We start from the raw sequence: 22,994 nt of genomic DNA on the forward strand, positions 1-22,994 counted from the left end.
GACGGGACCGCAAAGGTCCAGAATTGGGTGAATTTCCCTCCGTCCAGGAGGGGTTTGTAAAGAATACCACAATGTTGGTATGTGTGTTCCAATATGGTTAAAAGAAAGTGAATAAGATTATTCAAGAAAACATCAAGAATGTGACATCTCCGACAGGATCTCGTCAGTTGACCCTCTGGAAACGCGAGGATTTGCAACATCCTCAGCCTGATGAGGTAGCTGAAGAAGTGCCTGTGGCGCTGGTATACAACGGGATTTCACACGTGGTGATGATGGCATCACCGAAAGATCTTGAGCATTTCGCGATAGGTTTTTCACTTTCTGAGGGCATCATTGAGTCCCCACAAGATATTTACGCGATGGACGTAGTGCCTTCCTGCAACGGATTGGAAGTGCAGGTTGAGTTGTCCAGCCGTCGCTTTATGGGGCTGAAAGAACGTCGTCGCGCTCTGGCCGGCCGCACCGGCTGCGGTGTTTGTGGTGTGGAACAGCTTAATGATATTGGCAAGCCGGTCCAGCCGCTGCCGTTTACTCAGACATTTGATCTGAGGCATCTCGATAACGCTTTACGGCATCTCCCTGATTTCCAACCTGTTGGACAACTGACAGGCTGCACGCACGCGGCTGCCTGGGTTCAGCCGTCAGGTCATCTGGCGGGTGGGCATGAAGATGTAGGGCGTCATGTTGCGCTGGATAAACTGCTGGGGCGACGTGCAATCGAAGGGGAGGCCTGGCAGCAAGGCGCAGTATTAGTCTCCAGCCGCGCCAGCTACGAGATGGTGCAGAAGTCGGCAATGTGCGGCGTGGAAATTCTGTTTGCCGTCTCTGCGGCGACCACGCTTGCCGTGGAAGTTGCCGAACGCTGTAACCTGACGCTGGTGGGTTTTTGCAAACCGGGCAGGGCGACGGTCTACACGCATCCGCAACGTCTGATCGCGCTGTGACGCCACCAGGCGGCCAGAATGCTGCCTGAAAATGCCAGTTCCATGATTACGGCAACTGGCGAGCCGACAATCACATTGTTCAGTAGCCAACACAGGCTACCGCACAATGTGTAACCCCGTAGTTTTCCGCTGCGTTTTTGAAACGACGCAAAGGTCATTAGCAGGCTTCCCATCAGCGGCAAAATACTCGACAGATTTTGCCAAAGATAAACGCTACACAGCAGCGATCCCAGCATAAATCCCCACATCGCCCAGCGGTGAAACGTGACGATGGCCGTCGCGTAGCGGCATGCGGCAATGATCATTAACCCAGCCGCTGCGTGTTGATCCAAAAGATAGAAATGGATAGCCAACAGGGAAGTGGAACTGGTGAGCAGAGATAAGGTGATAGCCCGGCGCTGAAAATGAAAAGCGGAAATATCCAGCAAAAAGCTGATGCCAGCCAGAATCTGAGAGAGGAGAAATGCGTTCATAATGTGCGCCAACAATTGAAGAGTGACGGGACAATAATCGACGCATCAACGTAAGGCGTTAACCTTTGTTAAGACGCTGGCGAATACGAGACAGGCTAACGGGAGTAATGCCGATATAGTTGGCGAGATCGCGCTGAGTGAGTTGCGACTCCCAGTCCGGGAAGTGTGTTTGTACGTACTGGTAGCGTTGCTCTGGGGTATTGAGCAGCAGCATTTGTTCTTTTTTCTCTTTATAGATCAACTGCTGGACCAGTAGCTGGGTCCTAATATCCTGATTTTCCGGCGCATCCAGCAACGCCAGCGGTATTTCACTGGTTTCGCCAGCGGCGATCATTTGCAGACTGTAATCAGCAGGCGTGTTGGTTAGCCAGTTCAGGTACAAAAAGCAGTATTCCCCGGCAAAGTAGAACTCTTTAACCCTTTCAACGCCACTGTCTGCGTGATACACCGCACGTGCAACGCCATGATGTAAAAGATGAATTTTACTTTGCGGTTCACCCTGACGCAGTAACCAACTTCCCGCCGGTTGCGTTTTTCTTCGGCTGCCTGCAAGCCATTGTGATTCCCGATTATGTGACATCTTATCTCTCAAATAATTTGAATAAGACTGGCAAATCATTCCGCTTTTAGTTGTTCGAGTATCAGCCTATTATTTATCACATCAAGGCACGGTGCCTTACTCAAACAACTTAGTTAAAGGGTTTATATCATGAAAAGCATCAAAACTTTTGTCGCAGTTATCGCTCTGGCTACTTCTTTCGGTTCTTTCGCTGCTCAGACCGTTACCGCAACCGGTTCTACGCTGGAAAGCGCTGAAGCAAAAATTGCCGCTCAGGCTGAACGTGCAGGCGCCAGCGATTATAAAATCACTCAGGCTTACACCGGCAACCGCGTGCACATGACCGCAGAACTGCTGAAATAAGATACCTTAGTACTGTCGAAAGAGCGCCCTTGAGGCGCTTTTTTCATTTCTGATATTTACTGCCTGAGCAATGCAATAAACGCTTCATATCCGGTCAATCCCGCAATAGTATCAGCCTGATGGCTGCTCAGTACGCTGGATAAATAACTGAAGATTTTTAGTTCATGCCGCGCCTCAGCGGCGGCACAGGCGATCAGGACATGACTGACCGGTTCGTTATTCACCAAAATGGGCTGCGCGAGGGTGATAAAGAAACCGCGGAAACGACGCTCCTGTTCGCTCCAGCAATGAGGAATTGCCAGGCGATTCACTATCAGGTTTTCACCTTCATGCTCCCGGGCGCAAATGCGTAGCGCTTCGTCCTCAGTGATATGGCCCTGAGCCACAAGTTGGCCGCAGATCCGACCGATGATACTCTGCCAGCTTTCGGCCTTCATATTGGCGTAATGGAAGCAGCCCTGCTGTAAAAAGAAACGTTCGGGCTGCTGGCGGATAAAGGCCGTAGCAAGAAAGTGTTTGATCTGCTCGGTACCCGCTGCGGTGATAATATTCTTGATAGTTAATGTATTTTTTAGAGATTCATCAAGCAGATAGTGACTATTGTTGACGATTAACAGCGGGGTGATTTCTTCGCTGATGGCGCTGACTTCACTTGTATTTCGCGCAATGATCACCCGACAATTCAGGACATCCCGCTCAATAGCCTGTTGGTTGATGGTGGCGATAGCATTCTGGTCGGATAATAAAATGACCGGCTGACGCTCGTTTTGATGCCGCTCCAGCGCACAGGCGAAGTAAAGCCCGATGAGATCGCTATCGAACAGCGGGATATCCAGTTTTTCGCGCAACAGGGCGATAAAACGCAAGCTCAAATCGAAAGCGGCAGGCCAGGTAGACTTCAGGTTATGCATACTGCTCTGGCGATGCTCCGGTACCCAAACCGGGGCAGAGACGCATCTCAGCAGGTGGCCGGTAATATTTTCAACCAGTTGGGCATCGATAACGTTCAACACGGCAATGCCGGGAACGCTTTTTAACAAGCAGGTCACCGCATCGGCCGAGATGGTCATTGCCTGACGTTGCCTGATTTCCAGAAGACCGATCAGGGTTCTGAAAGCGTTTTCGCCCAGGTAGACTCCTCCTTGTTCCACCGCATTTTTCAGTGATATATACCGACACTCCGGCCACGATCCGGTGAGCTGATTACGCAGGGCGTAGACTGCCAGCACCAGACTTGCCAGGTACTCTCCCGAGATGAACGGGAATTCATCAAGTTTTTCACATGCAGTGTTGAGCCTGTCGATGTTGTCTCGGGTAATACCTGGCAGTGGAATTAAGAGTGGATCTTTTTTAAGCAGATTTGCCAGCAGGATTATGCGCTTTTCTTCTGGTTCATCAATGAAATGACCGACTCCCGGGCGGCTGGCAAGACAAAAAGCGCGCTCATAGCGCTGTTTCAAACGCGGGAGACGATCGGCCACCCAGGTTTCAGGTAAATTGAGTGCTGAAGCCAGCTGTACGCGGGGTGTAAAGGTATTAAGCAGAAGAAAGGCCAGCAACCGGTCATCATTATCATGGCGTTGCAGAAGCTGAAAATAACCGCGTCTGTCGACAATTTCCAACTGATATCCTGCACCACCACCGGGCTGAATGCGGGCCTTACCGCTGAGGGTAAAGTTGAGGTAATCAATATCACGCAGGATGGTTCTGCCCGACACGCCAGTTTGCCGCGCCAGCTCGCCCAGCGAACACGGCTGCTGTTCGAGGAGATCGACAATCTTTAACTGGCGTTCCGATAGCATTAACTCTCCTGGCGAAAATCAGTGAACGCGCAGATCTTTTCGGCCGTCAGCGCGGTGAGCAGTTCGCGCACCAGGGTAAACAGCGCGTTGTAATCCGATGCGGAAATCATGCCGCTGTTGGCGTGGAGATAACGTGTCGGCAGGCAGAGTGCCGCCACCGGACGACCCCCTCCCATAACGTTATAGCGTCCGCCGTCCGTCGCCCCGGTTTTCATAGTACAGAGCTGCAATGACGCACCGCTGCTTTCTGCACACTCTTTTAATGTGGCGACCAGTTGTTGATTCGGGAAATAGCGCTTATCGAACAGCATCAGACCAGGACCCTCACCAAGCTTGAGCGGGTATTTGATGGCGTCGATTCCGGGCACATCGCCCGCAACTGCGGTATCCAGCACGATCACCACGTCGGGCTTGATATGCTCGGCCGAGGTTTGCGCTCCGCGCAGCCCCACCTCTTCTTCCACGCTGCCCACGCCGTACAGGGTAATGTCGGGGTTATCGACGGTTTGTAAAAGCTCAGCCATCAGGGCGCAGCCGACGCGGTTATCCAGCGCTTTACCGACGATCTTATCTTCGCCCCAGCGAGCGAAATTGGCTTCCGGGCTAATGAAGTCACCGATCGCAATCCCGTATTTTTCTACTTCTTCGTGGCTGTTAGCGCCAATATCGATAAACATCTCGTCAAAGGTCAGCGGCTGCTGTTTCTGCTTTTCCGTCAAAGCATGCGGCGCCACGGAGCCGATGATGCCAGGGATTTTAACGCCTTTACGGGTACGGATAGAGACCCGATGATTGAGCATCGACTGGCTCCACCAACCACCAATGGTGGTGAAGCGCAAAAATCCGCTCTCGTCGATATGCGTGACCATAAAGCCGACTTCATCCATATGGCCGACAACCGCCACCTTCGGCCCGCGGTTGCCTTTGCGGGCGACAAAGCTACCGAGGCCGTCGAAGGTGATTTCATCGACGCTGGATTCCAGCGCGTTAATGAGAAGAGTACGAACTTCCTGTTCATCGCCGCTGACGGCGCTGGCTTCGCATAGCTGCTGAAGTAACTCAATGTTCATGGGCAAGCTCCTGCTGCGCGGCTTTACGTTTCAGCCACAACCCTTTCAGGATGATAATTAACGAAATGTTCAGTGCCAGACCGATAGCCAGCACCAGGTAAAATGATCCCACCGGAGACATCAGGCCAATCAGCGGATCAAAGATACCTAAACCCGGCGCGAGGCGTTTGATTCCAAAGGCGATAACCAGCATGCCGGTAATGCCACCGGAGAGCGTATTGGCGGTAATCATCGGCAGCGGCGCGGCCAGTGCGTAGGGGATGGCCGGCTCGGTGGCGACGGTGGCGCCGACGACAATCGCACTGCTGGCGGCGGCCTTCTCCTGTTGGGTAAACAGTTTGGGCGCTAAATAGGTAGCGATTCCCGCCGCGACGGGCGGCATCAGCGCCACCACGCCGACGATGGCGTACCAGTCATAGATATGTTTTTCCAGCAGCGAGAAGCAGAAGAACCAGGCCGTTTTATTGATTGGCCCGCCCATATCAAACGCCAGCATCGCACCAACGAGGAAGGCCGCGCCCATTTTCATGGATGGCGGAATGGTGTTCAGGAAGTGCAGCAGACCGCCCATGATGTCGGACATCACCGGGCCGATGACGTAGTAAGTCAGTACGCCGAACACCAGTAAAGTGACAAACGGGATCAGCATAGAACCAAGCAGTGGCTGTAGCGCTTTGCCGAGGCGAACCTTGCGAAACCACAGGACAAAGTAGCCAATTGCCAGCCCGAGTACGACCGCGCCGAGAAATCCTGCGCCGGACTGCGTACCCAGCAGGCCTTTATCGTTCGCCAGATAACACACCAGAAATGCTGGGGCAAAAGCGGGTTTATCGGCAATCGACCAGGCAATATATGCCCCCATAATCGGGATCATAAAGGTAAAGCCCAGATAGCCGATCGATTCAACAATCCAGGTGAACGACGGCGCGCCTTTCGACATATCGGTATAGGGCAAACCGAACTGCACCAGCATATTGGCGATGGCGACCAGAATACCGCCGCCGATAACAAACGGCAGCGCGGCGGAAACGCCCGCCATCAGGTGGCTCATTACGCTACCGTGCTGGACCTCCTGTTTTCCCAGCTTCACGCTGCTATCGGCGGCGAAAAGTTGGGAATGCGTCGGTAACTGCGTAAAAATCAGGTCGATATTTTTTAGCGCCTGGGAAATGGCGATTTCATAGACTTTTTTCCCGGCAAAACGCGCCCGGTCTTCGCCGCTCAGGCCGCGACCGGTGGCCAGAATGACATAATCGGCTGCGGCAATCTCTTCATTGCTCAGGCGGTTTTCGACGCCGCTTGAGCCCTGGGTTTCGACTTTAATCGTGTGGCCGAGCGAGCGCGCTTTTTGCTCCAGCGCCTCTGCCACCATATAAGTGTGGGCGATCCCCGCCGGACAGTTGGTGATCGCCACTAAACGTAAGGATGACTCCATAGCCGCTTCCTTATGAGGTTAAGGTCTGATTAAGCAGGGCGAGCACCTGGCTGGTGTCACCTTGCTTCAGTTGATCGATGAAATCCTGATGAATGATTTTGCGGCACAGGGTGCCGATGATTTTGACCTGATCGTCCTCGCCGGTTTGCGGTACACCGAGGCAGATCCAGCAGTTGACGTCCTCGCCGTCGCTGGCTTTCCAGTCCACGTTTTCTGATTTGCGCGCGAACAACACAAAGGGCTGCCTGATGCAGGCGCTCTTACCGTGCGGGACGGCAATACCCGAGCCAAAGCCGGTGGAATGCAGCTTTTCGCGCAGCAATAGCGTTTGCAGGAAAGTGCTGCGATCGGAGACATAGCCATTCTGAAACGCCATATCTGCCAATTGCTTGAGGATGGCATACACGCTATTCCCCTGAATATTCAGGTCAATGCAGTTAGCTGTAAGGGTTGTCATGTGGGGGGCTCCGTTAAAACTATTTGATTTGATTCTAACGGCGAGATGGCGAAGAGATGAGCGGCAATATGTCAGCGTGGAGTGACAATTTGAGGCCGAGTTAGCGCGTGGTTTTGTGGGGTAAAACACACAACGCTACAGGCGATTACCCTGATGAATATTTCGCCAGGGTAATTATTTTTTTAGTGTATTCCCGCCATCCTTAACAACGCGGTCACCACCGCGGCGGCAACAATCACCACGATTAGCGGCAGCTTGCGCCAGGCGAGAAATACCGCGAAGCCAACCCCAAGAACCCGCGCCATACCGGCAAAATGTTCGCCTTCGTAAAAGGTGGTCGCCAGCGCCACGGAGAACAGTAATACCGTTGCGGCGTCGGAAAGCAGCGCCTGCGAGCGTTCTGAGAACGCTAAACGGCTCCCAAGCTTCGCTCCTCCTAAACGCATTAAATAGGTTCCCAGAGATAAGATGGCGATACCGACGATAAACAGCGTCATGTTACCCATTATTTTTTCCTCGTCAGTAAGCCGAACAGTGAAAGCAGAACTGGCAAACCGACCGGCGCAAAGGGAATGGCGGCAAGCGACAGCCCGGCGCCGCTACAGGCGCGAATCAGCGTGGTGCGGTTTTTGAATGCCGGGACGACCAAAGCCAGCAGAATGGCAGGGAAGACGGCATCCAGGCCGATGGTTTCCGGTGCGGGGAGCAGTTTGCCGACGCCCGCGCCGATCAGTGTACCAACAGGCCAGAAAATCGCGACGCCCAGACCGCACAGCCAGTAGGCGGCTTTACGTTGTTCGGGCGTTTTTTGCGACAGGCCAAAAACCACGCTTTCGTCGTTCATGATATGGCAGCCGAGGAAACTGGCGGCCCGGTTTCCCACCAGATCGCGCACCGTGACGCCAAACGGCACGTGTCGGGCGTTGACCAGTAAACCGGCAGCCGCAGCCGCCAGTGGGTTACCACCGCTGGCGACGATGCCGATAAACATAAACTCGGACGCCCCCGCCAGTACCGTAATAGAGAGTACAAACGGTACCCACAGCGGGAAGCCGTAAGCCATCGCCAGCGAGCCGTACGACATGCCGACAACGCCGACAGCCAGACAGACGAGAAATATTGCTTTCAGCGTGTCGCCTTTGAGACTGGAAAAATAATGTTTCATACCGTTTTAGCCATATCGAACGAATTTCCATTATAATGAACGGGAGCAGTTAACTTTACAAGTCGAACGATTCGTTCGATATAAAAAACATGGAGTCGTGAATGACCCAGCCCATCAGTATGATCGCGAAAAGCCTGGTGCGTGAACGTCAGCGCACCGGTTTGTCGCTGGCGGAGATTGCCCGTCGTGCGGGGATTGCAAAATCGACGCTCTCACAGTTGGAAGCGGGCAATGGCAATCCTAGCCTGGAAACGCTCTGGTCGCTGTGTGTGGCGTTGGATATCCCTTTTGCGCGCCTGCTGGAGCCGCAGGAGCAAAAAACGCAGGTGATTCGCCGCGGCGAAGGGACAAAAGTCGTGGCGGAACAGGCCCACTATCAGGCCATTTTACTGGCCGCCTGCCCACCGGGCGCGCGGCGGGATATTTATCTGTTGCTGACGCAGCCGGGCGCGGATCGTATTTCACAGCCGCATCCGCCGGGATCGGTTGAACATATCATCGTGACGCAGGGCAAGGCGATGGTGGGGTTGACGGAAGCGCCGGAAGAGTTAGGTGAGGGCGACTACATTTGTTACCCCGCCGATCGGGCGCATATCTTTAAAGCACTGGAGCCTGACACCCAGGCGATTCTGGTTTCTGAGCAGAATTGAAATTGCCGGATGGCGCTATCGCTTATCCGGCCTACAAAAAATAAAACCGTGTGCCCGGTAAGCTTGCACCACCGGGCACACGACTTACTGCAGATAGAACACCTCTTTTAGCTCTGCGCTGAGCGGGCTGTTGTCCGGGTTGGCTGGCATTACGTCACGCATATGCTTCCACCAACGCTGGCAAACGTCGGTGCTGGCGACAGCGTCCCAGCGCGCTTCGGACTCAATCTCGACGGTGGCGAACAGCAGATTGCGCTCCCGATCGAGATAAATCGCGTAGTGATGGGCGCCGTGTTCTTTCAGCACCGCTTCCAGTTCTGGCCAGATGGGATTGTGCCGACGTTGATATTCAACGTGCGCGTCGGCATTTACCTGCATCACAAAGGCCTTGCGGATCATAACGCCTCCAGATACAGCTCGCGGACCTCGTCGCGGCTGGCGGTACGCGGGTTGCACGGCGCACACGGATCGGCCAATGCTTTGTCCAGCCAGCCTTCAATATCTTCTTTCGTCACGCCAAGGGAGCTAAAGCCCGCAGGAATACCGACACGCTTGCTGAGTGCTCGAATCGCCTTGATGGCCTCCAAGCTTGCCGCTTCATCGCTCATGCCACGGGTATCGACGCCCATTGCCTGCGCCACGCGGGCAAAGCGCGCCACCGCGTTTGGGCGGTTAAAGTTTTCGATTACCGGCAGCAGGATGGCGTTGCAGACGCCGTGCGGCAGATTGTGGGTTGCGCCCGGCTGATGAGCCAGCGCATGCACCAGACCCAGACCGGCGCTGTTAAATGCCATACCCGCCAGATACTGACCAAACGCCATTTGCTCGCGGGCTTCGAGGTTATGGCCCTCGTCGACCGCTTTTGGTAGCCACAGATTGATCAGGCGAATCGCTTCCAGCGCGTTGGCATCGGTAAGCGGATGCGCACCAACGGAAACATAGGCTTCCACCGCGTGGGTCAGGGCGTCCATGCCGGTTGCAGCGGTGACGGAGGCTGGGATTTCCAGCATGACGCTGGCATCATCCACGGCGATATCCGGGATGATATTCGGGTCGATGATCACCTCTTTGACCTTGCGCGCAGAGTCGATAATAACCGCGTTGCTGGTCATTTCTGCTGCCGTACCGGCAGTGGTGTTGATGGCGACCAGCGGTACGCCCGCATTTTTCACTTTGCCCACGCCGGAGTAAGCGGTAGAAGGGCCTGGGTTGGCGGTCAGGATCTTCACCGCTTTAGCGGTATCGATCGGGCTGCCGCCGCCGAAAGCGATAATGTAGTCACATTCTGCGCCCTGATATGCTGCAAAACCCTGCTGCACCAGCTCCTCTGTCGGGTTCGGGAACACCTCATCAAACAGGTGGTAAGACATTTGATGTTCATCCAGCGCGGCAAACAGGCTGTCCAGCAGGCCCAGCTTCACCAGTTGACCATCGGTGACGATCAGCGCTTTGCCCCATTGTTTATTCGCCACGAGATCCACCATATCGGCAATCGCGCCGGTGCCATGCAGGCTAATTTTTGGCAGTGCCAACATAAAGCTCATCACTATTCTCCTTAACAATAAAATCCTGTAGGCCGGATAAAGTGAAGCCGCATCCGGCGTTGGGTTGGGAGGTATCAGTACAGCTCTACGGCGCTTGCCAGCGGCGTCACGCCAAAACGTTTGCCAAGGGCTATCAGTTCTTCGCGCGTGATGGTCTGCTTCATACCGCCCATCGAATAGATTTTGACCAGAACCTCGGCGGATTTCTCTGCGGTATCGATCAAACCGAACGCCTCGTCGAGGGTAGGTCCGCTGCCGAACACGCCGTGGAACGGCCACAGTACCAGCGAGTGTTTCTGCATTTCCTCGGCTGTCGCCTGGCCGATTTCATCCGTACCCGGCACCATCCACGGCAGAATGCCGACGCCATCCGGGAATACCACCAGGCACTCGGTGCTGCCTTCCCACAGTTTGCGGGTAATCAGCGCGCTGTTGTTTTCCAGCACGTAGGTCAGGGCGATCAGGTTGGTGGCGTGGCAGTGCATGATCACGCGGTCTTTGCCGTTCGTCGCTTTAATACGTTCGCAGTGGGAGAGGAAGTGAGCTGGCAGTTCAGAGGTTGGTACGGCCTCGTGGGTCAGGCCCCACAGGATATGGTAGCCCGCGCCATCGCTGTCTACTTTCACCACACCCAAATTTGCCGCGGGATCGAGCTGAACGTTACGGAAAAATTTGCCGGAACCGGTGACGATAAACGGCGTGTTCGCCAGCAATGGCATTGGCTTACTTAGCGCGATATAGCGTGGTTTTTCATGGAAATCGGCGCTAAACGGTGCAATGTCTGCCTCATCCAGACGCAGCGTCAGGTTGCCGCCGTTACGCTCGTCCCAGCCTTTCAGCCACGCATCAGAAGTGGCTTTGATCATCCCCTGGACGAACCAGGAAGTAGTAATGTTTTGCATCTTCGGTGTTCCTGTTTATTGCCCGAACGTTATCGGGTCTTACGATTGCCGGATGGCGACGCGGGGCGTCTTCTCCGGCCTACAAGTCTGGCGTCACGGTTAGCTACGTTTGCTCAAAATCTCTTTTTCATAGGCGCGCACGCTTTCCAGCCACTGGCTACCCGCTGGCGTGTCGTGGCGCTGGCAATACATCTCCCAGACGGCCTGCCACGGCAGTGATTTTTGCTCTTCCAGCAGGGCCAGGCGTGCGGTGTAGTCGCCGCTGGCTTCAAGCTGACGCAGTTGTTCGGTCGGTTCTAACAGCGCGCGCAGCAGCGCTTTTTTCATATTGCGAGTGCCAATCACCCACGCGGCGATGCGGTTAATGGAAGCGTCGAAGAAGTCGAGGCCAATGTGTACGCGGTCGAACAGGTTGTGGCGGACGATCTCGCTGGCAATTGCCTGAGTTTCATCATCCAGCAGCACAACATGATCGCTGTCCCAACGCACCGGACGGCTGACGTGTAGCAGCAGGCGCGGTACGTACAGCATGGCGGCGGAGATTTTGTCGGAAATTACTTCGGTCGGATGGAAGTGACCCGCATCCAGGCATAGCGCGGTTTGACGGCTGGTGGCGTAACCCATATAGAACTCGTTGGAGCCCACGGTGTAGCTTTCAGCGCCGATGCCAAACAGTTTGCTCTCAACGGCATCGATATGGTGCGCCGGGTCGAGTTTCTCGCTGATCACCTCGTCCAGTGCTTCCAGCAGGCGCTGGCGCGGCGCTAAACGGTCAACGGTGATGTCTTTCATGCCATCCGGGATCCAGATGTTCATCACCGACGGTGTACCCAACTGCTCGCCAAAATACGCCGAGACGCGACGGCTGGCTTTGCAGTGATCAATCCAGAACTGGCGAATGGTGTCATCGGCGTGGGCCAGCGTGAAGCCGTCAGCGCTCAGCGGGTGAGAGAAGCAGGACGGATTGAAATCCAGCCCTAACTGGTTCGCTTTCGCCCACTCAACCCAGTTTTTGAAGTGTTCAGGTTTGATTTGGTCGCGGGCAACCGGCGTATCCGATTCCAGATAGATCGCGTGCAAATTCAGGCGTTTTGGTCCCGGAATCAGGCTTAGCGCTTGCTCCAGATCGGCCCGCAGTTCGGTGGCGTTACGCGCTTTGCCCGGATAGTTGCCGGTAGCCTGAATACCGCCGGTGAGTGAGCCTTCCGGATTCTCGAAACCGGCGACATCATCGCCCTGCCAGCAGTGCATGGAGACCGGCAGACGATCGAGCTGGCGCAATGCCGCCTCGACATCAATGCCTACCGCGGCGAAACGCAGTTTTGCCAGTTCCCAGGCTTGTTCAAGTTGAGTGGTCATGCGCAAAGCTCCTTTGTCTGTCGTAGTGATTGAAACTGCGCCTGGTAGCGGGCAATTTCACTTTCAGGATTTGGAATAAAGGTGGTCAGGTCGTAGTTGGCGCGTACTACCTGACGGAAATCATCGACGTTGTTAAGCTCGTCCAGCGTCATCAACTGGATGCCGATATTGCCGAGCGTGGAGGCCTCAATCGGGCCGGACATAACGCGAATCCCGCAGGCATCCGCGCACAGTTGGTTCAGTAAGACGTTCTGGCAGCCGCCACCGACGATGTGCAGTTGGCTAAACGCTGCGCCTCGCAGCTGCGCCAGTTCTTGCAGAATATCGGCGTATAGCAACGCCAGACTGTCGAAGATACAGCGCGCCAGTTCGGCGTTTTGCAGGGGAACGGGTTGGCCCGATTCACGACAGGCTGCCTGAATTTCGGCACTCATATCGTCGGGATTGATAAAGCGATCGTCGTTCGGGTTTATCAGGAACTGGCAGGCCGGCAGCGCTTGCGTTTCGGCGATAAGCGTTGGCAGATCGGTAATCTTGCGCTCTTTTAAAACGCGCTGGAGCAGCCATAACCCCATAATATTTTTCAGTACGCGGTAGCGCCCTTCCGCGCCCCCTTCGTTGGTGATGTTCGCCGCCAGCGCCGCATCGTTGGTATACGGTGTTCTGCTCTCAAAACCCATCAGCGACCAGGTACCGGAAGAAAGATACGCGCTGTTTTTGTCGGCCAACGGCGAAGCAATTACCGCACTGGCGGTGTCGTGACTGGCGACGGCCACGACCGGAATGCGATTTTTCTGTGGGCAAATCCAGTGGCCAATTACGTTCCCCGGGTGCGTCGGGCGACCAAACCAGGCTTTGTCTGCCCCGGTCCACGCCAGCAGCGTGTCATCCCAGTCGTCGGTGTTGATATTGACGAGCTGCGTAGTGGTGGCGTTGGTGTATTCCCAGTTCATTTCACCGGTCAGGCGAAAGCTGAAGTAATCGGGGATCAGCAGGGCATGAGCCACCTGCGGGAGCAGTTCTGGCTGCTGTTCAACCAGTGCACGCAGCTGATACAACGTGTTAAAGGGCAGAAACTGAATGCCGCTGCGGCGATAAATTTCACCTTTACCCGGCTGCGTCATCGCCTGCGCCATAATGCCGGCTGTACGGCTGTCGCGGTAAGAGACCGGCAGACCAACACGCTGACCAGCGTTATCGATCAGGACGTAATCTACGCCCCAGGTATCAATGCCGATGCTGTCTATCCGAATGCCTTCATCACAGACTTTTTTCAGGCCAAGACGAATGTCATTTTCCAGGCTGTCGATGTCCCAGGTATCAAAACCGTCAGTTTTTTGCAGACAGTTAATGAAGCGGTGGATTTCACGCAGCGTCAGGGTGCGGTGTTCACTGTCGTAACGCGCCAGCATTACGCGCCCACTGGATGCGCCGAGATCGACAGCGACACAATGGCGAAAAGTCATAGCGAGGTCCTTCTGAGTTTTATTGCACTCAGTCTAAGAACCCCTGATAAAGCGTACCTTCTTGACAGTGACAGCCCCAATTAGCGGCTGGCAACACGGCAAAGGTGAACGTGATGTTGTTCACAGTTTCCGCTAATAGCGCGGATTTTGGCGGATGTGACGCCTTCCGCATTTCCCGATCTTTCCCGCCATTTCTTGAAGAATTAACCGTGTTTACGCACTTTGGCGTCAAAAATTTAAGGTGAGGGTAGTAACCCTTAATTACTATTCAGCCATATTCGTTAATCAGGGGGAGCCGTCATGACCGTACTGCATTGCGTGGATTTTTTTCCGACAGGTAAAGCGCCAGTGGCTATTGAACCACGCCTTCCTCAACCCGCATTTCCTGAGCATCATCATGATTTTCATGAAATTGTAGTGGTCGAGCATGGCACGGGGATCCATGTGTTTAACGGACAGCCTTACACCATTAGCGGCGGGACGGTGTGTTTCGTCCGCGATCATGACAGGCATTTATATGAACATACTGACAATCTGTGCCTGACCAACGTTCTGTATCGCTCTCCGGATGCGTTTCAATTTCTGGCTGGGCTGAATCAGCTTTTGCCTCAGGAACAAAATGGGCAGTATCCCTCCCACTGGCGCGTAAACCAGGGCGTACTGCAGCAGGTTCGTCACCTGGTGGGGCAGATGGAGGCGCTCGGCGAGGGGATGGATACGCCGACGGCGGCAAATCGCGAGATCCTGTTTATGCAGTTACTGGTGCTGCTGCGTAAAAGCAGCCTGATGGAAGCGGCCACTGATAACGACGCGCGGCTTAATCTTCTGATGGCGTGGCTGGAAGATAATTTTGCCGACGAGGTGTGTTGGGAGGCGCTGGCCGAGAAGTTTTCGCTCTCTTTACGCACTTTGCACCGCCAGCTTAAACAGCAGACAGGACTAACGCCGCAGCGCTACCTTAACCGTCTGCGGCTTATTAAAGCCAGGCATCTGCTTCGTCACAGTGATGACAGCGTGACAGATATCGCTTATCTCTGCGGTTTCGGCGACAGTAACCACTTTTCGACGCTTTTCCGCCGTGAGTTCGAGTGGTCACCGCGCGATATTCGTCAGGGGCGCGACCTTATTGCGGGAAGCAGCCTTCAGTAACGCGAAAGCTATCAACGTTTTTTACCGCCGAATCTCAGATAATCATGTCCCTCAACGCCGGATGGCGGCTACGCCTTATCCGGCCTACGTGTCACGTAATCTGTAGGTCGGATAAGGCGTAGCCGCCATCCGACAGGGAATATTGTGATGGCGAATCAGCTAATCCTTCTGAAATCAGACTTTTTTGCGCATGAAAAGCAGGCGGTCGCCGTGGCCGATCGTTATCCGCAGGATGTCTTTGCTGAACATACTCATGAGTTTTGCGAACTGGTACTGGTCTGGCGCGGCAATGGGTTACATGTTCTCAACGAACGTCCGTACCGGATAACCCGTGGCGATCTGTTTTACATTCGCGCCGAAGATAAACACTCCTACACTTCCGTTAACGACCTGGTGTTACAAAATATCATCTACTGCCCGGAACGATTGACGCTGAATGTTGACTGGCAAGGGGCGATCCCCGGCTTTAACGGTACGCCGCGGCAGCCGCACTGGCGTCTCGGTAGCGTTGGTATGACCCAGGCCCGGCAGGTGATAAGCCAGCTTGAGCATGAAAGTAATCAGCGTGATGCGCAGGCTTTTACCATGGCGGAACTGCTGTTCGGGCAACTGGTGACGCTCCTTAAACGCCATCGTTACGCCACAGATACGCTCCCGGCGACATCGAGTGAAACGCTGTTGGACAAACTGATCACCGCGTTAGCCGGTAGCCATGAGCATGCGTTCGAACTGGATAAGTTTTGCGAGCGTGAACGGTGCAGCGAGCGCGTTTTGCGCCAGCAGTTTCGCAGTCAGACCGGGATGACCATCAACCAGTATCTGCGCCAGGTGCGGGTCTGCCATGCTCAGTATCTGCTCAAGCATAGCCGGTTGATGATTAGTGAGATTTCTATGCGCTGCGGCTTTGAGGACAGTAACTACTTTTCGGTGGTGTTCACGCGCGAAACCGGGATGACGCCGAGCCAGTGGCGTCATCTCAGCACTCAACATAATTAGCTGGCCATTCCCAGACCCACAATGTTTGCCGCGACAATGATCACCACGCAGCCAAGGCTTAGCACGCTGACCGGACGGCGTCCTGCATTGCTCCACTCTTTCATGATCAGGCCCACGATGCCACCGCACAGGACGTAGAAGCTCATGTGCAGCATCCAGCTCATGTAGTCATATTGCGCCGGAATTTTGGCATGGCCCCAGGCGTAAAAGAAGAACTGGAGATACCACATCAGACCAGCAAGCGCCGAGAACAGGATGTTGCTGATAATCAGCGGCTTGGCTAACGAGAAGTCGGCTTTTACTGACAGGTTTTTCATTTTTGCCAGACGAATGAAGCAGTATCCCAGATTGATCACCGCGCCGCCGCCCATGATGACGACGTAGCTGGGCAGGGCAACATACAGCGGATCGATACCGAGCGCAGCAGCGGCTTCGTGCATGGGTTTAGCCGCATCCATCGCAAAGGACATCCCTGCGGAGAAAAAGCCGCACATCACCGCCAGTATCAGACCTTTTTTCAAATTGAACTCTTCGGCTTTGATGCCCATCTTGCGCTCTTTTAACTGTCCGGCGCGGGTAACAATCGCCACACCGATCAGGGCGACCAGCACGCCGAGCAGGGTCATACGCCCACCAGGTGTGCCGATGAGCACGTCAAATTTACCGGCAATGATTGGCGTCATTAAGGTGCCAACAATCAGCGTAATACCGATAGCGATCCCGATCCCCATCGACATCCCGAGGTAACGCATGGTCAGACCATAGTTGATGTTACCAATCCCCCACATGGCACCGAACAAAAATACCGGCAGCAGTGTGGACGCGCTGAATGAACTGTAATAGGTCCAGAAGTCCGGCAGCAGGATCGCGCTGACGAGCCAGGGAAGGATCAGCCATGAAACAAAACCACCGATGGACCACATGGTTTCCCAGGACCAGTGTTGTACCTTTTTAAAGGGGGCATAGAAACAAGCGGCACTAGCGGCACCGATAAGATGCCATATTATCCCCATCGTAATTGCGTTACCCATTCTGTTTCCTTTTGAATTATCGATTTGGCAGGATGAAAATCACCCGTTTTGATGTTCAAAAGTCTAAAGAGTGAGCAATGAATTAACCTTCAGCATGCTGCCGCGTGATGAGTAATGCTGGCAAAATTCAGGGGATGAAAGGGATGTTGATCACAAATGCGGCTCCGCCCCTCTTTTTTTGAGAAGGGCGGAAATATCGAGGATTAGCAGATTCTTACTGCCTGAATACCCAGTAGCCAGGCGAGTTTTTCCAGCACCTCACCATGATGCCCCAGGCCAATGCTGCAATGATGAGCGGGGCCACCCATGCACCATTGCGTGGTGAACTCGCGAGCCGATAATGGGAAGCGATAGCGGCTGTTGGTGTTGCCGATATCCAGGACTTCACCTGCCACCGCTTCACCTTCGGCATACTGTAAACGCACCCCATTTTCAGCATCTTCAATTACCGAAAGAAAGGTTACCGGGCCAGCTTTCACGGTCATCTGAATAGACACACCTTTACCGGGTTTGCCATGATAAACCGGCAACGGCACCAGATTTACCGGACCATCCGCCATCAACGGGTGTGCCGGACCATCATGTCCCCATAAAACAACATCATCGGTAAATTCAATACCATAGGGTTCTGAAAATGAACCGCCAGCGCCCAGAAGTTGCTGAATTTTCATCGCCAGCACATTTTTGATTTCATATTCTCCCGCTACGGGAATACCACGGTGGGTGAGCAGCGTGTTGCCGAGAATTATTGAGGTGATGATGTTCTCGTAAGCGTTACCGTTACGACCTTCATAGTAATAAGCGAGTGCACCGAGTTTATTCTGGGCAATCAGTTTATCCATGGCGCAGGCAGTGGTGATTGCCCGGCCAAGCTCTGCAGGTTCGCATGCCGCATCCAACTGAAGCACACGGTGCATTTCCTGTTGTTTGGCGTTGAAGTCTGCTTCGCTGACCTGCTCGCGGTATTCCGCCAGCTCACACATCTCCAGTGGCATAAAGCGGACGCCCATTTTGGCGGACAAATTCGTCATATTGCTGTAAACGTCCACCATGCCGTCATAATAGTGTCCGAGGACGCCGACCTGGCAACTTGCCAGCATTTGACAAGCGTTAAGGGCTTGCAGCCACTGCGAAGTTTGTTGCCAGACGTACTCATCGCCCTGTAATGCACCAACGATCAATTGAAAGCGGATATTCGCACGGTTAAACACGTTTGCCAGTTCGGGGGCGCTGCAGGCCTGACAGTGCGCCAGCCACTCTCCAGTTCGCCCGCCCCGATCGGGGATTTGACGGATAGTTGAATAGGGCAGCCCTGGCTCTGGCTGTAGGGCCAGAATAATGACCGGTTTATTGATACTCTGCACAAGGGGTAGCACCGTTGAGCTGAGCGCGTAGGTGCTGATGTAAAGGCAGACTGCATCGACTGGTTGTTGCTGCAACCGTTTGATAAGGGCATCGGCTTTATCGACGTTATCAATCAGGCCGCCATTAATGACGGTGGCTTGTTGCGCCGTCAGACGCTCATCAATTGTTTGCAGGTAGCCCTGAAGACGTGATTCCAGGCCTGTAAACTGGGGCCAGTATGTGTCGAGACCGATACCGAAAAGGGCGATATTGACAGACATAGCAAGATTTCCTTGTGAGATAATTCGCAAACTATCTCGTGCTTTATCTCCCATGTCCTTCATGTCACTGCCTGTTTTCTACCCAGGTTGGCAAAATTCGCCTGATTTTCCTAATGATGCTCACACTTTTACCGCATAATAACCCTGTAAAGAGTACGGCATTGATAATCATTTTCAATATCATTTAATTAACTATAATGACCCAACTGCTTACGCGGCGTTAACACTGGCCGCCCGACAATACTGGAGATGATTATGAGTTATACACTGCCATCCCTGCCGTACGCTTATGATGCCCTTGAACCGCACTTCGATAAGCAGACGATGGAAATCCACCATACCAAACACCACCAGGCTTACGTAAACAACGCGAACGCTGCGCTGGAGAGCCTGCCTGAATTCGCTAGCCTGTCTGCTGAAGAACTGATCGCTAAACTGGATCAACTGCCAGCAGACAAGAAAACCGTTCTGCGCAATAACGCGGGCGGCCACGCTAACCACAGCCTGTTCTGGAAAGGTCTGAAAACCGGTACTACGCTGCAGGGCGATCTGAAAGCGGCTATCGAACGTGACTTCGGTTCCGTCGACAACTTCAAAGCTGAATTTGAAAAAGCTGCGGCAACCCGTTTTGGCTCCGGCTGGGCGTGGCTGGTTCTGAAAGGTGACAAGCTGGCTGTTGTTTCCACCGCTAACCAGGATTCCCCGCTGATGGGTGAAGCTATCTCTGGCGCTTCCGGCTTCCCGATCGTGGGCCTGGACGTTTGGGAACACGCTTACTACCTGAAATTCCAGAACCGTCGCCCGGACTACATCAAAGAGTTCTGGAACGTGGTGAACTGGGACGAAGCTGCCGCGCGTTTCGCAGCGAAAAAATAAGTTCTACGCATTAACGAAACCCCTACAGGCGATGCTTGTGGGGGTTTTTTTGTGATCAAACTCAATATAAAAACGATGATCCACTTAAATTGAAACAAGGTTTTATTATGCGAGTGGGATCACTTTTATAGTCTCTATGAATGTCTATCTTCTTTCCATCAAGACGGGCGCATCTCAAAAGCAAGATGCAATCGCCCATAAAAATTGCCCCATTTTTATGTCTACAGGTGATGGAAATGCAGATCAAACGAACGATAGAGAAAATCCCAGGCGGTATGATGCTGGTGCCGCTTTTCCTGGGCGCGTTGTGTCACACCTTTTCCCCCGGCGCCGGGAAATATTTCGGCTCCTTTACCAACGGTATGATCACCGGTACGGTACCTATCCTGGCAGTCTGGTTCTTTTGCATGGGGGCGTCGATTAAGCTAAGCGCTACCGGCACCGTGCTACGTAAATCAGGCACGTTGGTCATCACCAAGATTCTGGTGGCATGGGTGGTCGCGGCGATTGCTTCACGTATTCTGCCGGAACATGGTGTGGAGGTCGGATTCTTCGCCGGGCTGTCTACGCTGGCGCTGGTGGCCGCTATGGATATGACCAACGGCGGGCTGTATGCCTCGATTATGCAGCAGTACGGCACCAAAGAAGAGGCCGGAGCGTTTGTCCTGATGTCGCTGGAGTCTGGCCCGCTGATGACGATGGTGATTTTGGGAACCGCCGGGATCGCGTCGTTTGAACCGCACGTGTTTGTGGGGGCTGTATTACCGTTTCTGATTGGCTTTGCGTTGGGGAATCTGGACCCCGAGTTGCGCGAGTTCTTCAGCAAAGCGGTGCAGACGCTGATCCCTTTCTTTGCTTTCGCATTGGGTAACACCATTGATTTAAGCGTGATTGCGCAAACCGGAGTACTGGGTATTCTGCTGGGTGTCGTGGTGATTATCATCACCGGTATTCCCTTGATTATCGCTGATAAACTGATTGGTGGCGGTGATGGTACGGCGGGGATTGCGGCCTCCAGCTCAGCGGGTGCGGCGGTCGCCACGCCGGTGCTGATTGCGGAAATGGTTCCGGCATTTAAACCGATGGCACCAGCAGCGACTTCCCTCGTTGCCACGTCAGTGATTGTGACCTCCATTCTGGTGCCGATTATCACGTCTATCTGGTCGAAAAGAGTTAAAGCCAGGGCGGCGGAAATTGATATTCGTGGTACCGTGAAATAAATCTCTTAAGCCGGATGGTCTGCGCCATCCGGCTTAACGAGTTAACCTTCTACGATAAATACTTCATCGATTGTCCGACATTCGCTCTCGTTCAACTCTCCGCCAGCATTACGTGACACGCCGGTGCAATAGCCAAACTTACGCGATACCACGGTTTTGATGGTGGTGACAAAATCTTCGCCAATGGCGTAGATGGACATGTAGGTGCCAATCTGGTCCTGAATATCGCGAAGCGCTGCCAGGTCGCCCTGCTTAAACGCTTCCCGCGCGCTGACAAACAGTTCCGGCATGACGTTGTTTAATCCTGAAATAATCCCCGCACCGCCTGCCAGCAGGTTAGGAATGTAGTATTCGTCATAGCCGGACAGCACGGCAAAATCCTCACGCACGGCGCGGGTGGTCTGAATCATACTGCGGGTATGGGACTGACAGTCGACGGTATCTTTAATGCCTGCGAAGTTGGGAAATTCATCGACGAGGGTGGCAACCAGTTCGGGGGTTAAATCGCAGCCGGTACGTGCCGGAAAGTTATAGGCAAACCATTTACCGCTGAGTTTCTGTCCCAACTGACGGAAGTAGCTCAGCAGCTGTTTTGCCGTTTGCCCATAGTAGTAAGGTGGGAGGATCATCACAGCGTCGTAACCGGCGCGATACGCTTCCTGCGCCATCAACAGCACATCATTCTGGCAGGTGGATGAGACGTTGGCGACCATCTTCAGCGAGCTCATGGCGCGGGCTTCGCGGATCAGCACTAGCCTTTCTTCGAGCGTAAAGGAGGCAAATTCCCCGATGCTGCCCATCAGCAAAATCACGTCGATTTTGGCCTCGGTTAGGCGTTTGAGATGCTGGCTCAGACCGTTAAGATCGATCTTGCCGTCATTGTCCATTGGCGTAATGGATGGACACCAGACGCCAGCAAATTGCGATTGACCAGTCACGTTGTCGACTCCTTATTTGAAATGATGTTTCAAAACCAGCTTACATTGATAGCATGTGTCCCTAACTTTCATGTGAACCGTGCTCTCATTTTGAGCGACTGGGGTAAAATAAATGTGGTGTAATGGGGGAAATTTATCGGGAGAGGGAACAGATGCGATATCCGGTCGATGTTTTTACTGGCAAGGTTCGGGACTACACGGGAAGCCGTCCCAGCGCGATTGCTAAAGTCCAGGTTGACGGTGAGTTGATGCTGACCGAACTGGGGTTGACGGGTGATGAGCAGGCGGAAACAAAAATTCACGGCGGGCCGGATCGCGCGCTGTGCCATTATCCGCGTGAACACTATCAGCACTGGAGACAAGAGTTTCCGGAGCAGGCGGAGCTATTTGTCGCCCCCGCGTTTGGCGAGAATCTCTCTACTGAGAGGTTAACGGAAGAGAATGTCTTTATTGGCGACATTTTCCAGTGGGGAGATGCGCTGATTCAGGTCACGCAGCCGCGCTCGCCGTGTTTTAAGCTGAATTTCCATTTCGGCATCAGCGACATGGCCAGCCAGATGCAGGATGCAGGCAAGACAGGCTGGCTGTGCAGCGTCATCGCTCCCGGTCAGGTGTCGGCAGACGCGCCGTTGATCCTGGCATCACGCGTCAGCGACGTCAGCGTACGGGAGGCGATTGCCATTGCCTGGCATATGCCGTTTGATGACTCGCAATATCATCGTTTACTGTCGGCTGCCGGGTTATCCAAAAGTTGGACCAGAACGATGCAAAAACGTCGTTTAAGCGGCAAGATCGAAGACAATTCCCGCCGTTTGTGGGGAAAATAAACCCACCTCTATCTTGCAATTAAATCAGGTGGCAACACCTGATTTACCTCTCCCATGCTCGTTATCTCTGCGTACTGAAGCGGGTAAAAACCTGCCTGTCACAACACGCTTTCTGCCCATTCTTGATACCTGGTCCACAAAAA

General features: G+C 53.8%; 24 protein-coding genes. 8 read left to right on the forward strand and 16 right to left on the reverse strand.

Annotated elements, in window-relative coordinates:
- Window positions 1–107: 107 nt before the first annotated feature.
- Window positions 108–944: a formate dehydrogenase accessory sulfurtransferase FdhD gene (gene fdhD, locus OGV77_RS09180; protein ID WP_075145411.1), complete on the forward strand. Its 837-nt coding sequence runs from the start codon at window positions 108–110 to the stop codon at window positions 942–944.
- Here the strand turns inward: fdhD and OGV77_RS09185 are convergent.
- Together OGV77_RS09185 and OGV77_RS09190 are read right to left on the reverse strand one after the other, a co-directional pair.
- The gene (locus OGV77_RS09185; RefSeq protein WP_043018890.1) at window positions 911–1,417 is read right to left on the reverse strand and encodes a YgjV family protein; all 507 of its coding nucleotides are present in this window, start codon (window positions 1,415–1,417) and stop codon (window positions 911–913) included. The genes fdhD and OGV77_RS09185 overlap by 34 nt on opposite strands.
- A 58-nt stretch (window positions 1,418–1,475) precedes the next feature.
- The gene (locus OGV77_RS09190) at window positions 1,476–1,997 is read right to left on the reverse strand and encodes a Crp/Fnr family transcriptional regulator (RefSeq protein ID WP_043018891.1); all 522 of its coding nucleotides are present in this window, start codon (window positions 1,995–1,997) and stop codon (window positions 1,476–1,478) included.
- A 129-nt stretch (window positions 1,998–2,126) separates the two neighbouring features.
- On the opposite strand from OGV77_RS09190, the gene OGV77_RS09195 reads away from it, so the two are divergent.
- Entirely contained in the window at window positions 2,127–2,339 is a 213-nt protein-coding gene (locus tag OGV77_RS09195) for a YdgH/BhsA/McbA family protein (RefSeq protein ID WP_003825262.1), read from the forward strand.
- Between the two features lie 56 nt (window positions 2,340–2,395).
- Here OGV77_RS09195 and OGV77_RS09200 read toward each other — a convergent pair whose 3' ends face one another.
- The 6 genes from OGV77_RS09200 to OGV77_RS09225 form a co-directional block, all read right to left on the reverse strand.
- Entirely contained in the window at window positions 2,396–4,141 is a 1,746-nt protein-coding gene (locus OGV77_RS09200) for a putative frv operon regulatory protein (RefSeq protein WP_087050716.1), read from the reverse strand.
- Complete coding sequence (locus OGV77_RS09205; RefSeq protein ID WP_087050715.1) at window positions 4,141–5,211, reverse strand: aminopeptidase; 1,071 nt, start codon at window positions 5,209–5,211, stop codon at window positions 4,141–4,143. Before OGV77_RS09205 ends, OGV77_RS09200 begins: the two co-directional genes overlap by 1 nt.
- On the reverse strand, window positions 5,201–6,646 hold the full coding sequence (locus OGV77_RS09210; RefSeq protein WP_075145407.1) for a PTS fructose-like transporter subunit IIBC: 1,446 nt from the start codon (window positions 6,644–6,646) through the stop codon (window positions 5,201–5,203). The genes OGV77_RS09205 and OGV77_RS09210 overlap by 11 nt, the downstream gene beginning before the upstream one ends.
- Before the next feature lie 10 nt (window positions 6,647–6,656).
- Window positions 6,657–7,103, reverse strand: coding sequence for a PTS fructose transporter subunit IIA (locus OGV77_RS09215; RefSeq protein ID WP_043018895.1), 447 nt, complete (start codon window positions 7,101–7,103; stop codon window positions 6,657–6,659).
- Between the two features lie 182 nt (window positions 7,104–7,285).
- Window positions 7,286–7,609, reverse strand: a complete 324-nt coding sequence (locus OGV77_RS09220) for an AzlD domain-containing protein (RefSeq protein WP_003847885.1) — start codon at window positions 7,607–7,609, stop codon at window positions 7,286–7,288.
- Window positions 7,609–8,268, reverse strand: a complete 660-nt coding sequence (locus tag OGV77_RS09225; RefSeq protein WP_043018896.1) for an AzlC family ABC transporter permease — start codon at window positions 8,266–8,268, stop codon at window positions 7,609–7,611. Before OGV77_RS09225 ends, OGV77_RS09220 begins: the two co-directional genes overlap by 1 nt.
- Before the next feature lie 101 nt (window positions 8,269–8,369).
- Here OGV77_RS09225 and OGV77_RS09230 point away from each other — a divergent pair, with 101 nt between their 5' ends.
- The gene (locus OGV77_RS09230) at window positions 8,370–8,918 is read left to right on the forward strand and encodes a helix-turn-helix domain-containing protein (RefSeq protein WP_003825255.1); all 549 of its coding nucleotides are present in this window, start codon (window positions 8,370–8,372) and stop codon (window positions 8,916–8,918) included.
- 84 nt (window positions 8,919–9,002) lie between these two features.
- Here OGV77_RS09230 and rhaM read toward each other — a convergent pair whose 3' ends face one another.
- The 5 genes from rhaM to rhaB all read right to left on the reverse strand — a co-directional run bounded on the left by rhaM (window position 9,003) and on the right by rhaB (window position 14,189).
- A complete protein-coding gene (gene rhaM, locus OGV77_RS09235) occupies window positions 9,003–9,317 on the reverse strand; it encodes an L-rhamnose mutarotase (RefSeq protein ID WP_087050714.1) in 315 nt (104 codons plus the stop codon).
- On the reverse strand, window positions 9,314–10,462 hold the full coding sequence (gene fucO / locus OGV77_RS09240) for a lactaldehyde reductase (RefSeq protein WP_087050713.1): 1,149 nt from the start codon (window positions 10,460–10,462) through the stop codon (window positions 9,314–9,316). Before fucO ends, rhaM begins: the two co-directional genes overlap by 4 nt.
- A gap of 74 nt (window positions 10,463–10,536) precedes the next feature.
- Entirely contained in the window at window positions 10,537–11,364 is an 828-nt protein-coding gene (gene rhaD / locus OGV77_RS09245; protein ID WP_087050712.1) for a rhamnulose-1-phosphate aldolase, read from the reverse strand.
- Window positions 11,365–11,463: 99 nt separating this feature from the next.
- Window positions 11,464–12,723, reverse strand: coding sequence for an L-rhamnose isomerase (gene rhaA, locus OGV77_RS09250; protein WP_087050711.1), 1,260 nt, complete (start codon window positions 12,721–12,723; stop codon window positions 11,464–11,466).
- Window positions 12,720–14,189: a rhamnulokinase gene (gene rhaB, locus OGV77_RS09255; protein ID WP_087050710.1), complete on the reverse strand. Its 1,470-nt coding sequence runs from the start codon at window positions 14,187–14,189 to the stop codon at window positions 12,720–12,722. Before rhaB ends, rhaA begins: the two co-directional genes overlap by 4 nt.
- 300 nt (window positions 14,190–14,489) lie before the next feature.
- Between rhaB and rhaS the strand changes: the two genes are divergently transcribed.
- Both rhaS and rhaR read left to right on the forward strand, forming a co-directional pair.
- On the forward strand, window positions 14,490–15,338 hold the full coding sequence (gene rhaS / locus OGV77_RS09260; RefSeq protein WP_043018902.1) for an HTH-type transcriptional activator RhaS: 849 nt from the start codon (window positions 14,490–14,492) through the stop codon (window positions 15,336–15,338).
- A gap of 147 nt (window positions 15,339–15,485) precedes the next feature.
- Window positions 15,486–16,334 carry an HTH-type transcriptional activator RhaR gene (gene rhaR / locus OGV77_RS09265; protein WP_075145403.1) on the forward strand — a complete coding sequence of 283 codons (849 nt, stop codon included), beginning with the start codon at window positions 15,486–15,488 and terminating at the stop codon, window positions 16,332–16,334.
- On the opposite strand, the gene rhaT is transcribed toward rhaR, so the two are convergent.
- Window positions 16,331–17,365 (reverse strand): L-rhamnose/proton symporter RhaT, encoded by a 1,035-nt coding sequence (rhaT, locus tag OGV77_RS09270; RefSeq protein ID WP_003028737.1) that lies wholly within the window; start codon window positions 17,363–17,365, stop codon window positions 16,331–16,333. The genes rhaR and rhaT overlap by 4 nt on opposite strands.
- A 203-nt stretch (window positions 17,366–17,568) precedes the next feature.
- Window positions 17,569–18,990: an L-fucose/L-arabinose isomerase family protein gene (locus OGV77_RS09275; RefSeq protein WP_087050709.1), complete on the reverse strand. Its 1,422-nt coding sequence runs from the start codon at window positions 18,988–18,990 to the stop codon at window positions 17,569–17,571.
- Between the two features lie 255 nt (window positions 18,991–19,245).
- On the opposite strand from OGV77_RS09275, the gene sodA reads away from it, so the two are divergent.
- Together sodA and kdgT are read left to right on the forward strand one after the other, a co-directional pair.
- Window positions 19,246–19,866 (forward strand): superoxide dismutase [Mn], encoded by a 621-nt coding sequence (gene sodA / locus OGV77_RS09280; RefSeq protein ID WP_043018905.1) that lies wholly within the window; start codon window positions 19,246–19,248, stop codon window positions 19,864–19,866.
- A 236-nt stretch (window positions 19,867–20,102) separates the two neighbouring features.
- Window positions 20,103–21,086 (forward strand): 2-keto-3-deoxygluconate transporter, encoded by a 984-nt coding sequence (kdgT, locus tag OGV77_RS09285; protein WP_047407434.1) that lies wholly within the window; start codon window positions 20,103–20,105, stop codon window positions 21,084–21,086.
- A gap of 41 nt (window positions 21,087–21,127) precedes the next feature.
- Here kdgT and OGV77_RS09290 read toward each other — a convergent pair whose 3' ends face one another.
- On the reverse strand, window positions 21,128–22,024 hold the full coding sequence (locus tag OGV77_RS09290) for a dihydrodipicolinate synthase family protein (RefSeq protein WP_043018907.1): 897 nt from the start codon (window positions 22,022–22,024) through the stop codon (window positions 21,128–21,130).
- 152 nt (window positions 22,025–22,176) lie between these two features.
- Between OGV77_RS09290 and yiiM the strand changes: the two genes are divergently transcribed.
- Window positions 22,177–22,851 carry a 6-hydroxyaminopurine reductase gene (yiiM, locus tag OGV77_RS09295; RefSeq protein ID WP_087050708.1) on the forward strand — a complete coding sequence of 225 codons (675 nt, stop codon included), beginning with the start codon at window positions 22,177–22,179 and terminating at the stop codon, window positions 22,849–22,851.
- Window positions 22,852–22,994: the final 143 nt, after the last annotated feature.

Origin of the sequence: Citrobacter sp. Ce129 (assembly GCF_030334545.1) — a bacterium.
Taxonomy (GTDB): Bacteria; Pseudomonadota; Gammaproteobacteria; order Enterobacterales; family Enterobacteriaceae; genus Citrobacter; species Citrobacter europaeus.

What these genes read in the sequence shown, in the direction of transcription:
- rhaT (WP_003028737.1), bottom strand. Translation starts at nt 17,365, where the DNA reads ATGGGTAACGCAATTACGATGGGGATAATATGGCATCTTATCGGTGCC.
- rhaM (WP_087050714.1), bottom strand. Translation starts at nt 9,317, where the DNA reads ATGATCCGCAAGGCCTTTGTGATGCAGGTAAATGCCGACGCGCACGTT.
- OGV77_RS09185 (WP_043018890.1), bottom strand. Translation starts at nt 1,417, where the DNA reads ATGAACGCATTTCTCCTCTCTCAGATTCTGGCTGGCATCAGCTTTTTG.
- OGV77_RS09225 (WP_043018896.1), bottom strand. Translation starts at nt 8,268, where the DNA reads ATGAAACATTATTTTTCCAGTCTCAAAGGCGACACGCTGAAAGCAATA.
- OGV77_RS09215 (WP_043018895.1), bottom strand. Translation starts at nt 7,103, where the DNA reads ATGACAACCCTTACAGCTAACTGCATTGACCTGAATATTCAGGGGAAT.
- OGV77_RS09195 (WP_003825262.1), top strand. Translation starts at nt 2,127, where the DNA reads ATGAAAAGCATCAAAACTTTTGTCGCAGTTATCGCTCTGGCTACTTCT.
- OGV77_RS09275 (WP_087050709.1), bottom strand. Translation starts at nt 18,990, where the DNA reads ATGTCTGTCAATATCGCCCTTTTCGGTATCGGTCTCGACACATACTGG.
- OGV77_RS09205 (WP_087050715.1), bottom strand. Translation starts at nt 5,211, where the DNA reads ATGAACATTGAGTTACTTCAGCAGCTATGCGAAGCCAGCGCCGTCAGC.
- kdgT (WP_047407434.1), top strand. Translation starts at nt 20,103, where the DNA reads ATGCAGATCAAACGAACGATAGAGAAAATCCCAGGCGGTATGATGCTG.
- yiiM (WP_087050708.1), top strand. Translation starts at nt 22,177, where the DNA reads ATGCGATATCCGGTCGATGTTTTTACTGGCAAGGTTCGGGACTACACG.
- sodA (WP_043018905.1), top strand. Translation starts at nt 19,246, where the DNA reads ATGAGTTATACACTGCCATCCCTGCCGTACGCTTATGATGCCCTTGAA.
- rhaB (WP_087050710.1), bottom strand. Translation starts at nt 14,189, where the DNA reads ATGACTTTTCGCCATTGTGTCGCTGTCGATCTCGGCGCATCCAGTGGG.
- rhaD (WP_087050712.1), bottom strand. Translation starts at nt 11,364, where the DNA reads ATGCAAAACATTACTACTTCCTGGTTCGTCCAGGGGATGATCAAAGCC.
- OGV77_RS09200 (WP_087050716.1), bottom strand. Translation starts at nt 4,141, where the DNA reads ATGCTATCGGAACGCCAGTTAAAGATTGTCGATCTCCTCGAACAGCAG.
- OGV77_RS09210 (WP_075145407.1), bottom strand. Translation starts at nt 6,646, where the DNA reads ATGGAGTCATCCTTACGTTTAGTGGCGATCACCAACTGTCCGGCGGGG.
- rhaS (WP_043018902.1), top strand. Translation starts at nt 14,490, where the DNA reads ATGACCGTACTGCATTGCGTGGATTTTTTTCCGACAGGTAAAGCGCCA.
- OGV77_RS09230 (WP_003825255.1), top strand. Translation starts at nt 8,370, where the DNA reads ATGACCCAGCCCATCAGTATGATCGCGAAAAGCCTGGTGCGTGAACGT.
- OGV77_RS09220 (WP_003847885.1), bottom strand. Translation starts at nt 7,609, where the DNA reads ATGGGTAACATGACGCTGTTTATCGTCGGTATCGCCATCTTATCTCTG.
- rhaA (WP_087050711.1), bottom strand. Translation starts at nt 12,723, where the DNA reads ATGACCACTCAACTTGAACAAGCCTGGGAACTGGCAAAACTGCGTTTC.
- fucO (WP_087050713.1), bottom strand. Translation starts at nt 10,462, where the DNA reads ATGAGCTTTATGTTGGCACTGCCAAAAATTAGCCTGCATGGCACCGGC.
- OGV77_RS09190 (WP_043018891.1), bottom strand. Translation starts at nt 1,997, where the DNA reads ATGTCACATAATCGGGAATCACAATGGCTTGCAGGCAGCCGAAGAAAA.
- rhaR (WP_075145403.1), top strand. Translation starts at nt 15,486, where the DNA reads ATGGCGAATCAGCTAATCCTTCTGAAATCAGACTTTTTTGCGCATGAA.